Annotated in this window: 9 protein-coding genes and 1 pseudogene; 4 read left to right on the forward strand and 6 right to left on the reverse strand. The window is 57.3% G+C overall.

What is annotated here, in order from left to right:
* Nucleotides 1–57: 57 nt before the first annotated feature.
* On the forward strand, nt 58–735 hold the full coding sequence (locus H7849_RS22345) for a pentapeptide repeat-containing protein (RefSeq protein ID WP_186742663.1): 678 nt from the start codon (nt 58–60) through the stop codon (nt 733–735).
* Between the two features lie 4 nt (nt 736–739).
* Here H7849_RS22345 and msrB read toward each other — a convergent pair whose 3' ends face one another.
* Both msrB and mnmG read right to left on the reverse strand, forming a co-directional pair.
* Nucleotides 740–1,324 (reverse strand): peptide-methionine (R)-S-oxide reductase MsrB, encoded by a 585-nt coding sequence (gene msrB, locus H7849_RS22350; RefSeq protein WP_186742664.1) that lies wholly within the window; start codon nt 1,322–1,324, stop codon nt 740–742.
* Between the two features lie 156 nt (nt 1,325–1,480).
* On the reverse strand, nt 1,481–3,550 hold the full coding sequence (gene mnmG / locus H7849_RS22355) for a tRNA uridine-5-carboxymethylaminomethyl(34) synthesis enzyme MnmG (protein ID WP_186742666.1): 2,070 nt from the start codon (nt 3,548–3,550) through the stop codon (nt 1,481–1,483).
* Nucleotides 3,551–4,060: 510 nt separating this feature from the next.
* On the opposite strand from mnmG, the gene H7849_RS22360 reads away from it, so the two are divergent.
* On the forward strand, nt 4,061–5,227 hold the full coding sequence (locus H7849_RS22360) for a nucleotide disphospho-sugar-binding domain-containing protein (protein WP_186742668.1): 1,167 nt from the start codon (nt 4,061–4,063) through the stop codon (nt 5,225–5,227).
* Between the two features lie 481 nt (nt 5,228–5,708).
* Here H7849_RS22360 and H7849_RS26965 read toward each other — a convergent pair.
* Together H7849_RS26965 and H7849_RS22365 are read right to left on the reverse strand one after the other, a co-directional pair.
* Nucleotides 5,709–6,332 (reverse strand): annotated as a pseudogene (locus H7849_RS26965) (pentapeptide repeat-containing protein); the annotation flags it as partial.
* 122 nt (nt 6,333–6,454) lie between these two features.
* Complete coding sequence (locus tag H7849_RS22365; RefSeq protein WP_186742670.1) at nt 6,455–7,561, reverse strand: hypothetical protein; 1,107 nt, start codon at nt 7,559–7,561, stop codon at nt 6,455–6,457.
* A 177-nt stretch (nt 7,562–7,738) separates the two neighbouring features.
* On the opposite strand from H7849_RS22365, the gene H7849_RS22370 reads away from it, so the two are divergent.
* The gene (locus tag H7849_RS22370; protein ID WP_186742672.1) at nt 7,739–9,550 is read left to right on the forward strand and encodes an amidase; all 1,812 of its coding nucleotides are present in this window, start codon (nt 7,739–7,741) and stop codon (nt 9,548–9,550) included.
* On the opposite strand, the gene H7849_RS22375 is transcribed toward H7849_RS22370, so the two are convergent.
* The gene (locus H7849_RS22375; protein ID WP_186742673.1) at nt 9,547–10,320 is read right to left on the reverse strand and encodes a bestrophin-like domain; all 774 of its coding nucleotides are present in this window, start codon (nt 10,318–10,320) and stop codon (nt 9,547–9,549) included. The two genes, H7849_RS22370 and H7849_RS22375, sit on opposite strands and share 4 nt — an antisense overlap.
* Nucleotides 10,321–10,502: 182 nt before the next feature.
* Between H7849_RS22375 and H7849_RS22380 the strand changes: the two genes are divergently transcribed.
* Entirely contained in the window at nt 10,503–11,396 is an 894-nt protein-coding gene (locus H7849_RS22380; RefSeq protein WP_186742675.1) for an ornithine cyclodeaminase family protein, read from the forward strand.
* A 125-nt stretch (nt 11,397–11,521) separates the two neighbouring features.
* Here H7849_RS22380 and rpoD read toward each other — a convergent pair whose 3' ends face one another.
* Nucleotides 11,522–13,210, reverse strand: coding sequence for an RNA polymerase sigma factor RpoD (gene rpoD / locus H7849_RS22385; RefSeq protein WP_186742677.1), 1,689 nt, complete (start codon nt 13,208–13,210; stop codon nt 11,522–11,524).
* Nucleotides 13,211–13,587 lie beyond the last annotated feature (377 nt).

The raw sequence follows: 13,587 nt of genomic DNA on the forward strand, positions 1-13,587 counted from the left end.
GCGAGAAAACGTCCGGAAAGATGGGCAACACTTAGTGCACGAATCAGGCGCCGCTGGATGATTCCTTTCGTTGCGTTCGAGTGGGGATGGGACTGGATCGCTTTCCTGCTCAGCAACTGGAGCTTTCTCGAAGTCCTTGAGTACCTTGGAAGCTTCTCGATGCTGGTGGGTGTCATTTTCTATTTTAGCGAGTCGGGAGACCGCATCAAGCAACGACACTATCAGGCTTGGCAGGTTATCAACACGGCCCAGGGGAAGGGCGGCAGTGGCGGACGCATCGATGCATTGCAGGAGCTGAATGAGGACAGGGTTCCACTCGTCGGTGTGGATGTGTCGTCCGCATTTCTGCAGGGACTGAAGCTGGAGCGTGCAAATCTGCTGCGCGCGGACTTCAGCGCGGCCGATCTGCGTGGCAGCGATCTGAAATCGGCTGACTTCACCTATGCTGATTTGCATTCGGCGAACCTGCGGGGTAGCGATCTCGAAGGCACTTCTTTTGAGCACGCGAGTCTGAATGAAGCCGATCTTGTGGGAAGCGACCTTGCTGGGTCAAATCTGGCCGATGCCGACCTGGGCGGCGCCGATCTGCGTCAGACGAGCCTCAAGAATATCCAGTGGCAACGGCTGAAAAGTATCAAGATGGCGAATATCGCTGGGGTCAAGAACGCACCCGAAGGGTTTGTCGAATGGGCGTTAAAGAATGGAGCCATTCAGGCTCAGGACAACAACGAATAGACGCTCAGGCAAGTTTTGTGAAACGGAGCGCTACGGAATTCATGCAATAACGAAGGCCAGTCGGACGAGGGCCATCGGTGAAGACATGTCCCAGATGCGCATCGCACAGTTGGCAAGAGACAGCCACCCGCATCTCTCCGATCGAGTAGTCGGGGCTTTCGCGAACGTTTTCTTTTGCGATGGGCTGCCAGAAACTCGGCCATCCAGTGCCGGACTCAAACTTCGTGTCGGAGTTGAAAAGAGCGGTAGAGCAGCACATGCAGCGATAGAGCCCCTTGTCATGCAGATTCCAGTATTGCCCGGAGTAGGGGCGCTCGGTGGCTGCGCGCCGCGTAACCATAAAGGCATCCTGCGATAACTGCTGCTGCCATTCGGCGTCAGTCTTCACGACTTCAGGGAGCATCACGGGGTCTTCGCGCTGCCCTGCATCCGAGAACTGAAGAATCTTCACTTCCTTCGTTGTTTTCTCTTTCGCTTCAACGGGTTTCGCACCTTGCCATAGGTCGAACGCACTGCCTGCAATGGCCGTTGCGCCCGCAACGAGAAAGATCCGACGCGTTACTGGACTTGAGTTATCCGCGGAACTCATTTCAATCCTCCTGCTGAAGCCACAGATGAACGGACGCCTTCCTCTCTCTGCAGCAGGAACCACCAGAGTGTAGACCGCAGGAATGCGGGGAGGGAAGCTGCTGTTTTCGTGTAATTAAAGGCGTTTTATGCGAGCTTAGTCGACGTTTAGAAGCATTTAGCTGGCGTTTTGTGCCATTCCGCGCTTTGCCTGGATCTCGATGTAGATGTTGATCAGCGAGAGGGCTGCCGGAGTAACGCCGGGGATGCGGCTCGCCTGCCCGATGGTCTGCGGGCGGACGCGCATGAGCTTTTCCTGCATTTCGCGGGAGAGGCCGCTGACGCTTTTGTAGTCGAACCATGCGGGGATGGCACGCTCTTCGGCCTTCTTGAGCTTGTCGATGGCCTTTTTCTGCTGGTCGAGGTAACCCGAATACTTGATCTCGGTTTCGACGGACTTCAATTCATTGCGGACCTGCGCTGGCAGATGCGTCTCGGTAGACCCAGCGAGCCAGCTGGCGAAGATCGGATCGGTCAGATCTTCGCGGATTATCGGGAAGAGCGTATCGATGGTCACTTCGGGGCGCTTCAGCAACTGCACGTAGGTCTGTCCGGCGATGTTGCCGATTTGTGCAGCGAGTTCGGGCAGGAGCGTCTGTAGGCGCTCGGGATTGACCTTCTTTGTGGCCAGCAGCTTTTCGAGCGTCACCGCGCGGGCTTGCTTCTGCTCGTAGTCGCTCCATGCTTTGTCGCTGATGAGGCCGAGGCGGCGGCCGTGCGGTGTGAGGCGGCGGTCGGCGTTGTCGATGCGCAGGTGGAGGCGGAACTCAGCGCGCGAGGTGAACATGCGGTAGGGCTCGTTGGTGCCCTTGCTGATGAGGTCGTCGATAAGGATGCCGGTGTAAGCCTCGGTGCGGTCGAGGGTGAAGGGCTTGTCTCCCTTCACATACAAGGCGGCGTTGATTCCGGCCATGATGCCCTGGCAGGCTGCTTCTTCGTAGCCTGAAGTTCCGTTGATCTGTCCGGCGAGGTAGAGACCCTGGAACTGCTTGACGCGCAGGCTGCGGTCGAGCTCGGTGGGGTCGATGGCGTCGTACTCGATGGCGTAGCCGGGGCGGAGCATCTCCGCGTTCTCGAGGCCGTGGATCGAGTGAACGATCTGCCACTGGACGTCCATCGGCAGCGAGGTGGACATGCCGTTCACATACACTTCATGGGTGTTTAAGCCTTCGGGTTCGAGGAAGAACTGGTGCTGCTCCTTGTCCGGGAACTTGACGACCTTGTCCTCGATCGAGGGGCAGTAGCGCGGGCCGGTGGCCGTAATCTGGCCGGAATACATGGGTGAGCGCATGACGTTCTCGCGGATGAGACGCAGCGTTTCGGGCGTGGTGTAAGCGATGTGGCAGGATATCTGCCGACTCTTGATCTCTTTCGTGCGGAAGCTGAACGGCGTTGGATCTGCGTCTCCGGGTTGCTCCTCGAACTTGCTCCAGTCAATGGTACGGCCATCGAGGCGCGGCGGTGTTCCGGTCTTGAGGCGGCAGCCGCGAAGGCCAAGGCGCTTCAGGGCTTCGCCAAGCAGGACCGATGGTGGTTCACCGCTGCGTCCTGCGGGGTAGTTCTCTTCGCCGCAGTGGATGAGGCCGTTGAGGAAGGTTCCGGTCGTGATGACGACAGCGCCTGCTTGCACGATGCGGCTGTCGCGGAGTTTTACTCCAATGATCTTTCCCGGCTTATAGGGTGCATTGCTTTCCCACCCTTCACTCCGTGAAGGATGGGGCACCCGAGGATTTTCCACTGTAGAGAGAGAAGCAGGTCCTTCCCCTTCACTCCGTTCAGGGTCAGGATGACAAGCCTCGAAGACAACGTCGGCTACTTCGGCCTGCTTGATGAACAAATTGGGCTGCGATTCGAGCATTTCCCGCATTTTTACGCGGTATTGCTGCTTGTCGCATTGGGCGCGGGGTGACCATACTGCCGGGCCCCGGGAGGTATTGAGCAGGCGGAACTGGATGCCTACGGCGTCGGCGACTTCGCCCATGATGCCGCCGAGGGCGTCGACTTCGCGGACGAGATGGCCTTTGGCGATGCCTCCGATGGCGGGATTGCAGGACATCTGCGCGATCAGGTCGAGGTTGAGCGTGAACAGGGCGGTCCGCAAGCCCATCCGGGCAGCGGACATGGCCGCCTCGCAACCGGCGTGTCCTGCGCCGACTACGACTACGTCGTACTGTTCAGTGAATGGCATGATGCTGCAGCCTCTATTTTACCGGTAACCCCCTCCCCCGTGTGCCGGTCTCCCCTTCCTTATTTTTCAATGACTTAGCAGGGGATCATCCCCCTCTACCTCATTGATTCTTATAGGGTTAAGTCGGTTCTAGTGTTTTCAATCACTTAGGAGAGGGTCTGCGAACATCTGTGGCAATGGAAGAACCCTAAGCGCTGTTTCTCAGCTCTTATATTCAGGATAACAATTTGAGCAATATTTCACGCCAAATTGTGGCAACTAAAATCGATTTGTTTTCAATAACTTACAAAAAATATTAGGCGACGACCCCTTGACAGCCTGATTTCGCAGATCAGCTTTTCGCGCCGGGATAATTACAGAGCAACAACAATCCGGTGACAACTCGACAGCAATAAGTTCATAGCATCAACATACCGGCCCTGCATTGCGCTTTCTCCCCCCGATTGCGCTTCTTCATTGCTACGAACCAACTCCGCGGATTAGACGGCGGCATACTCACACGGAGGATCATTGGCTTACATCGGCTTTTTATCTTTATATGCGACGGGGCATCTTAACCCGTCGCTGGCGTTTGGAAGGGCTCTTCGCGAACGTGGACACACGGTGACTTTCTTCAATCTGGCGGATACCCGGCAGGCGATCGAGGAAAGCGGTTTGAGGTTTGTGCCTTTCGCCCTGGAAGAATATCCCGAGGGCTCGCTGACACAGGTTTTTGAGAGGATCGGAAGGCTCCAGGGAGCAGACGGGTTCCAGTATTTTCTGGAGCGCATGATTACGCTCGCCCGGGCATCGTTCCGCGATCTGCCGGGGCTGATCGAAGCAAACCAGATGGATGCGCTGGTGATCGACCAGCTTTTTCCCGGCGGCGCGACGGTGGCGCAGCACCTTTGTTTGTCCTATGCATCGCTGGCGAATGCGGCGCCGGCAAACCGCGAGCCAGGCGTGCCTCCACCGACTTTGCCGTGGTGCTTTGGCGCGAGCGAGAGCGGGATTGCACGGAATGAAAAAGGCTGGCAGCAGATTGCGCAGGCGCTGATGCCGTGGCGCGACGCCGAGAATGCACAACGGAAGGCATGGAAGCTTAAGCCTTATGACGACGTGCTGGAGGACAGCTTTTCTCCGCTGGCGCAGATCGCGCAGATGGTGGATGCGCTCGATTTTCCGCGAAAGGAGTTGCCTCGCACCTTTCACTGTGTGGGACCGCTGCATCACACCTCGGCGCGCAGGCAGGTGTCTTTCGATTGGCGGCGTTTGAACGGGAAGCCGTTGATCTATGCTTCGCTGAGGACATTGCAGAACGGTCAGGGATGGATCTTCCGCGCGATCCTAGATGCCTGTGCGACGCTCGACGCGCAGGTGGTGCTGTCGCTGGGCGGCGGCTCACTGCCGAAGATGGAGATGAGCAAGATTCCGAAGAACGTCGTTCTGCTTTCCTATGCTCCGCAGCGGGAGTTGCTGGCGCGCGCGCGTTTGTGCATCACGCATGCGGGGTTGAATACGGCTCTCGATGCGCTGGCGCATGGCGTGCCGATGATTGCGATTCCCATCACGAACGATCAGCCGGGCGTGGCGGCGCGCATTCAGTGGACAGGGACGGGTGAGTCGCTTCCGCTCGATCAGCTCCAGCCGGAACGGTTGAGAGAGCTGATTGTGCAAATCTTGAGCGAACCGCACTGAAGTGCTCGAACATGCCGTACTCGCGCTGTGAAGTGAGCAAGACGGGCTGCACTGGGACAGACGGCAGATTGGGCACGATGGCGGTGAGCTCCTGCGGGATGCTACGCGCGTCGGTGAGGTCGGCGATGATGAAGCGCGCCAGATGCGCGAGGGTACTAACGGTTTCAGTGATGTCGCGGCTGGATGGTCCTTCGAAGTCGAAGACTAACGGTAGGTAACCGCGGCTTCGGAGTGCTTCACGAATGCCATGCAGCACGGGGAGACGGTCGACGGTGAAGCGTCCGAGGATCAAGACGACTTTTGAGGTGATGGTGTCGATGCACTGGCGAATACGGGAGTTATTGAGCAGCAGATAGAGGAACTGCGCCACCTCGAGATTGTCGACAGTGATCGAGGCCTCACCGCCAGGTGTGATGAGGAGATCGGACTCGACGGTTCCAGCGGATGTGAGATTCCAGGCGGAAACTCCGTAGACGCGGCAGGCGGAGAGATTGGCCCCATCGAGGTTGGAATCAATCAACCGCGCGAACTGCAGGTTCGCGTTGCTGAGATCGGCGCCTGAGAGATCGGCATCGATGAAAGTCGCTCCGGTAAGGTTCGCACCGGTGAGGTTTGCGTCGCGAAGATCAACCCCCGTCAGATTGGCCCAGAGGAATTTCGCTCCACGCAGTTGCGCGCCGGCCATATTGGCCCGGAAGAGGTTGACCTTGCTCAACTCGGCACCGATCATTTTTGCGTGTTGCAGGTTCGATTCAACCATGTGGGCAGAGGTGAAATCGGTGAATGAAATTTCTGCGTCACGGAGGTCGACCCTGGTCATGTCGGCGCCTGCGAAGCTGGTTTCAACAATGCGAGCTCCCCGCAGGTCGGCTCCGTAGAGCGAGGCTTTGCCGAAGGCAGCGCGGTAGAGGTCGGCGCGGTTGAGCTGCGTATAGTGGAGTCGGGAATCGTTCAGGCTGCAGTGCTGGAGGTCTGCGTCGGGGAGTTCGAGCCAGGAGAGGGTGGTTGAGCAGAGATCGGGACGGACCTTGGGATGAGTGCTACGCCACTCGTTCCAGGCGGCGACTCCCTGATGCAAGATGTCGAGATGCGCCTGCTCGGCCATTCCCTCTCCAGAGCGACGGTACAAATCACAAGGGTAAATATTCTCACACGTAAGGTCTACTCAAGCTACCGTGACAGGGCAACGAAAGGAGGTGTGTTTTGGGTGGCGGTCCTGCTTGTCTTTTACGGTTTCTTGCCAACACAGATCGTTATGGGAGCTTCGCCAGCCTTTGGGTCAAGATTTAGCGGCTCGATATTTTTGGGGTCGGCAGGAGATATGTTTGGCCAAAGGGCCGCTTGGAAAGCAAGCACCGCCTTTAATTCTTTTGGTGCCGTTTCGAAAGTCTTTCCTATTTCCGCCGATGGGTTTTTGACGTGGGCTTCTGCTGCGATTCCGATAGCAATGCAGGGCGGGATGGCGTCTGCAGGGCCTTGTGCGGAAAGCGGGATAAACAGGGAGTTGAGTGGCACTTGTTGCGGCTGCTTTCTCACCCAGCCGGCTTTATCCAAAACGGCTGCGAGCTCCTTTGTAAGCTCGATTTGCTCCACGTCTGATGAAGTCCCGAGCGCATATTCGGTTCCCTTAAAATCCCGTAAAGCTGCAATGATCTTGTCAATGTTGACCAACGAGCGAGGACTTTTCAGCCGGTTCACTTCTGCTTGGGCAATGGCTGCTGCTTGGTATGCGGACGCCAAATGCGATTCAGCTTCAGCTGCTTTGTTGTTCGCATCGGCAGAGCTTTCTTTTGCAGACTTAATATCCCGCTCGAATGTGTCGGCCTCCCGGCGAGCCCCTCCTGCAATTTTCAGAGCATCATCAGACGATGTCTTCGCGGCGTCCGATTCGTCGTGGGCGGTTTTCGCAGATGTAGCGGCGCTACCCGCCTGTTTAACTGCTGCTGCAGCTTCACCTTCGGCTGCAGTGATTTTGTCAGATTCGTGCGCCCTCAAGAGAGCATCATTGTCCGAAACCTTGCTTTCGGCATATGTTTCGACCACAATTCCTGCGACGATAATCAACAGTCCTATAGCAGCTATTGGGACGAACCAGCTTGTTCTTTCCTCTCTGTTTTCTTCGCGGTCCTCATCCCGAAACCTCAGCAGGCACCACCGTTTGATAATCACAAAAGTCTCAGGCGCTTCCATGGCGCAACCTAAGGCCACAGCGTACCCCGCATATTTGACCCAAGCGAACCAGTGTGCGCTGCAAGATTCAAGACTCAGCCGCACAGTATCGACTGCACGTATGGGATCGTTTGATGAAATCAACCAAGAGAGAAAAAGAGACACTAGAAATTTTCCTCATCTTCCTGAGGGTGATGGCTTTTAGTGGTGATCTGTGAGGCTACCTTACGTCAAGGGATACTTACCATCACAAGCCACCAAACAACGGCAGGTTGCGCACGGTTTATCGTATAGTGCACCAGATACCTTTGAGTTTCTAATCTTGTCGGATTCAGGAGAGAAATGGCGAAATCGCGCAGGGATTTTTTGAAGAAGGGATCGCTGGGGCTTGCTGGAGCAGCCCTTGCGTGCAAAGAAAAGCCGAAGCCGGCTGCCTCGCAGAATGGAACGCCGTCAACGCCAGGAGCGCCGCCGGCATTTGCAACTGCTCCGCCGGTAGGGCCGGATATTACGTCTGCTACGTTTTCCGAAGCGCAAAAGCTGGTGCAGGTCGATCTGAGTCCTGCGGAAAGAAATGAGGCGGCGCAGAGCTGGCGGCAGGCGATGGCTCCGCTGTATGAGCGGCGTGTAGGGCCGCGCAAGGTGGCGTTGGAGCCGGGACTGGCTCCGTGGTCGCGCGTTGAGGCGGTGCAGCCGGGGCAACATGCTGGCCCGGAGAAAGAACGGTTTATCCGCAGCAAGGGGGCTCCCGAACCGTTGCCGGAGAAAGACGAGGACATCGCCTATGCTCCGGTCTCGCAGCTTTCGCGCTGGCTCCAGAGCCGCAAGCTGACATCGACGAAATTGACGCAGATCTATCTGGATCGGTTGCAGCGCTTCGATCCTAAATTACGCTGCGTGATTACGCTCACGCGCGATCATGCGCTTGCGCAGGCGAAGCAGGCCGACGCGGAGATTGCGGCCGGGAAATATCGCGGGCCCCTGCATGGGATTCCTTGGGGTGCGAAGGATCTTCTGGATACTGAGGGGATTGCGACAACCTACGGGGCGGAGCCTTTCCGTATGCGCGTGCCAGACGAAGATGCTGCAGTGGTGAAACGGCTGAACGACGCTGGCGCGGTTCTAGTAGCGAAGTTGAGCCTGGGAGCGCTGGCGTTGAACGATGTGTGGTTCGGCGGACAGACGATGAATCCATGGCTACTCGAAGAAGGCTCTTCCGGATCGAGTGCGGGACCGGGCGCGGCCACGGCAGCTGGCCTGGTGGGATTTGCCATTGGCAGCGAGACGGGTGGAAGCATTGTGAGTCCGAGCATGCGTTGCGGTGTGACGGGGTTGCGGCCGACCTATGGCCGGGTGGCGCGTACGGGGGCGATGACGCTCTGCTGGTCACTCGATAAGCTGGGGCCGATGGCTCGCAGCGTGGAGGATACGCTGCTGGTACTGAATGCGATCTCCGGTCCGGATGCGGGCGATGTGGGGAGTGTGCCCAGCAAACTGGATTTCGACGCGAATGCGGATGTGAAAGAGTTAAAGGTCGGATATTTTCCGAAGTGGATGCAGGAGGCTCCGGCAACGGAGGTTGACCGCGCGGCGCTCGATACGGCCAAGAAGCTGGGGATGGTTCCGGTGGAGGTTTCGCTTCCGGACTGGCCGTATGATTCGCTCGATTTGATTTTGTTTGCGGAGTCGGCGGCGGCGTTTGAAGAGATTACGCTGAATCACCAGGTCTACATACTGAAGATGCAGACGCCGGATGCGTGGCCAAATACTTTTCGCCAGTCGCGCTTTCTTTCAGCGGTGGATTATGTGCAGGCCGATCGTTTCCGGCGGAAGGTAGCGCAGGAGATGGCGCGCGTGTTTTCGCAGGTTGACTTATTGCTTGTGCCTTCGCTGCGCGATGAGATGCTGACGCTGACGAATTTTACCGGGCATCCCTCGCTGACGTTTCGTGCTGGCTTCGTTGAGGTATCGGAGGCGCGGAGCGACTGGGCTCCCGATCCGGATAAGCCTCTGCCGAAGTTCTCTCCCCCACGGCGCGTGCCTCATGGCGTCACGCTGATTGGACGGTTGTTTGATGAAGGCACACTGGGACGGGCGGGCCTGGCACTGGAAAAAGAATTTCATGTCGCCGGTGAACGGCCACCGGGGTTTTAGTGTGTTTCTGTCGCAGCGTTGAGGGTTTCCTGCGCACGCAGAAAACCGTAGGGCTCGACGTGCGCCGCGCCCTGGTAGGGGCGTGACAGGTCGGCGATGGCGGCGAGGCTGAGAGCGATGAGGAGGGACAATCCTCCGACCTGAATGGCATGCAGCTTGAGGTTTTCCGCCCCGAAGAGGCATGCATACGAAACCGTGAGGACGCTGCCGAGGAGCAGAACAGCCCAGAGAATTCCGGGAAGATGCTGCAGGGCCTGTTCCTGGCGGATGCGGCGGTGTTCCGTCATGGAAGAGAGTTCGATGAACGCATGATCCAGGCCGACCTGCTGCGCCTGGCTGGTTGCCAGGGTGTGCGAGAGAACGTACCAAAGCTGCTGTATGAGCTCATGGCTCTTTGGCGAAAGCTGGTTATGGGTCATCGCAGGCCATTCATCGTTGAGCATGACATCAACGTAGCTGCGGGTCAGGGCACGCACCGAGTCACCCTGCGCTTGCGGCAGGGTATCTGAGAGGCGTGACAGATTGATGGCAGCGTTGGCTTCTCCATTGGCATTTGTGATCGCATCGGAGAAACTGGTCCACGCGGCGAAGAGCATGAAGCTGATGATGACCCCATAGGTCATGCCGAGGAAATTGACCTGCCACGCAAAGGCATCGTTGTGTTTGCGCCTGTGATGCGACGGCCAGCAACGGTCGAGCGCGAAGAGAAATGCCAGAGAGGCAGCCATGACTGCGATGACGACGAAGGCGCTTTCTGATGCTTGCAGCATGGCGGTTCTGCCTCAAGGAGACTCAGGCGGGATTTTACACAGGACCATCCGGCAATTCTCCTTTTTCTTGCACTGTGTGAATTAATCTGAGCCCTTGCCAGGATTGGAGCTTCCTGTCGATTCACATGAGTGGGTTGCTCTGTGCGTGTTTCTGGCTTATGAAGCTTTATCATCACTTACAAATGCTTCATTTTGACGAAGAACAGGTTCGCGGGCTCCTGAGCTACGAAGAGCTGATCCCTGTGATGGAGCGGGTGCTGATTCGCTTTTCTTCCGGCCAAATTCAACAGCCTGTTCGGTCGCTTGTCATGGTTCCGGAGCATAGCGGAATCTTTGGCATGATGCCTGCTGTCGATGGTGACGTGATCGGCATCAAGCTGGTGCTGGTGTACGAGAAGAATGTTGCGCTTGGACTGCCGACGCATCAGGCAGTGATTCAGCTCTTCTCGGCGAAGACCGGAGAGCCGCTGGTGTCAATGGATGGACGGCTGATAACGGAGATGCGTACGGCTGCTGTGTCTGGTGTGGCGACGAAGTTGTTGTCAAAGCCGGATGCTCGCGTGCTGGCTGTGTTGGGGACGGGGGTGCAGTCGCGGGCGCATATTCGCGCGCTGCGGTTGGTGCGGTCGTTCGAGGAGATTCGCGTGTGGGGGCGAACACCGTTGCATGCTCAGCAGGTTGCTGAAGAGCTTGGGGTGCGCGTCATGCTGGAGCTGGAGCAAGCGGTTCGTGGGTCGGATGTTGTCGTCAGCGTGGCGCATGTGAATGAGCCTCTGGTTCGAGGTGAGTGGCTTGGGCCGGATGCCTATGTGAATGCTGTTGCTACTTTAGGGTCGCACCGGCGGGAGCTGGATGATGCGGTGATGGGGGCGGCGATTGTGGTGGAGTCGCGTGAGGCTGCAATGCGTGAGTCGGGGGATATTTTGAAGTCGGGTGCGAGTGTGTACGCCGAGCTTGGTGAGTTGCTGGCTGGGTCGGTTGCTCTACCTTTTGGGCGAAGGGTTTATAAGGCCCTTGGGATTGGTGCTGAGGATGTGGCTGCTGCGAGATTGGTGTATGACAAGGCTGTGCGCTGACGAGATTAGAGGCACGTTTAGAAGAAGCAGATCCTTCGCTACGCTCAGGATGACAAATCTAGAGGTTTGGTAGCGAAAGGAAAGGCCGCTCGGCAGAGCGGCCTTTTGAGTTTGTAATGACTCCCTTATTCGGTGACGGCGTCGACGAAGGCTTTCAGCTTGCGTGAACGCGACGGATGACGCAGCTTGCGCAATGCCTTGGCTTCTATCTGGCGGATGCGCTCGCGGGTGACCTGGAAACTCTGGCCCACTTCTTCTAGAGTGTGCTCGGAGCCGTCTTCGAGGCCGAAGCGCATCTTGATGACGCGCTCTTCGCGCGGCGTCAAGGTCCTAAGGACCTGCGAGGTGTATTCCTTCAAGTTGACGCTGATGACAGCGTCGGAAGGCGATACGGCCATGCGGTCTTCGATGAAGTCGCCGAGGTGCGAATCTTCTTCTTCTCCGATCGGCGTTTCGAGCGAGATGGGCTCCTGTGCGATCTTGAGAACCTTGCGAACCTTCGCGACAGGGATATCCATGCGCTTGGCGATTTCTTCCGAGGTTGGCTCGCGGCCAAGCTCCTGCACCAGCTGACGCGAAGTGCGGATAAGCTTGTTGATTGTCTCGATCATGTGCACCGGGATACGGATCGTGCGGGCCTGGTCCGCGATAGCGCGGGTGATGGCCTGCCGGATCCACCAGGTGGCATAGGTCGAGAATTTGTAACCGCGACGGTACTCGAATTTATCGACCGCCTTCATCAGGCCGATGTTGCCTTCCTGAATCAGGTCGAGGAACTGGAGACCGCGGTTGGTGTACTTCTTCGCAATCGAGACGACCAGACGAAGATTGGCTTCGATCAGTTCGCGCTTCGCCTGCTCGGCGTCCATGTCGCCTTGAATCATCTCGCGCTGCGTGCGCTTGAGTTCGGCAATGGAGACACCGGCTTCCTGCTCCAGCTCTTCGAGATCGATCTTGCAGTTCTTCTGCTGGCGGCGGTATTCCTTCTTGAGCTCTTCGCTCTTCGACTGGTCGTGCTTCTGGTCGAGCGACTTGATCTGGCGCTCGAGCATGCGCATGGAGTCGACGGTCTTGTTGAGCTTGTCGAGAAGGCGCTTGCGCTCCTGGTTGGTGTACTTCAGCTCGCGAACGATCCGCGAAACGTAGACCTTCTCGCGTGCGATGGCCCAGCGCGTCTTGCGGTGTTCTTTGGCCTTTGCCTTCGGGTTGATGGTCTCAAGTTTCTCTTCGAACGCTGCGGCTTTCTTCTGGTGCTTGACCAGCGCGTCGATGCGCGAAACGGTCTGCTTGACGCGCGCCTGCAGGATCTCTTCGGTGATCTCTTCTTCGTCAAAGATCACCACTTCCTTGATGTTGCGTACGCCGCGCTTGAGGTCTTCGCCGAGGCCGACGATTTCGCGAATGACAATCGATGAGCGCGAAATGGCCTTCATGACGCGGAGCTGGCCGCGCTCGATGCGCTTGGCGATTTCAACTTCGCCTTCGCGCGTGAGCAGTGGTACGGTGCCCATCTCGCGCAGATACATGCGAACGGGGTCATTGGTTTTTTCGAGGGTACCCGGCGTTAGGTCGAGCTCAACGTCTTCGCCTTCTTCGCCTTCTTCGTACTTGTCGCCGCCAAACTTGGGGCCGCCCTCATCGAGCAAATCAATCCCCTGCGTTCCGATCGTGGTGATCAGATCGTCGAGATCATCTGGTGAATTCAGGTCATTCGGAATCAGGTCGTTCACTTCACCATAGGTGAGGTAACCTTTTTCCTTACCTGTATCAATCAGTTTCTGGATATCGTCTTCGTACTTGTCTTCCATCGCCAAGCGTGATTCTCCCGCGATAAATATCGGATCGTTGTGTATGCTTGGGTAGGACTGGGTGCGATTGGGGCCATATTCGGCGTGTCCCGGAGCGAATCTATGTCGCGGGGCGATAGGCGCACGTCTACCAAAGACTTATAGAATATCACGGACATCGGGCTCAATCTCCCTGCATTTCACGACAATTCTTCCCGCCCGCGATTGTTCTGATCCCAATCTCTTTAGATGTGGAAAAGCCCCATTTTGTTTCGAGGACTTTGCGCGCACAGAGGTTCGCATCCCAAGGTGGCTATCAGGTCTTCTCTGCAACTGTCCTTGCACACTGGCGGCTCCGTCGGTCGTCTCCTGCCTCTGGCGCATTCGCAGTGGGGAAGCGGTCA

The sequence above is a fragment of the Alloacidobacterium dinghuense genome (assembly GCF_014274465.1).
Lineage (GTDB): Bacteria > Acidobacteriota > Terriglobia > Terriglobales > Acidobacteriaceae > Alloacidobacterium > Alloacidobacterium dinghuense.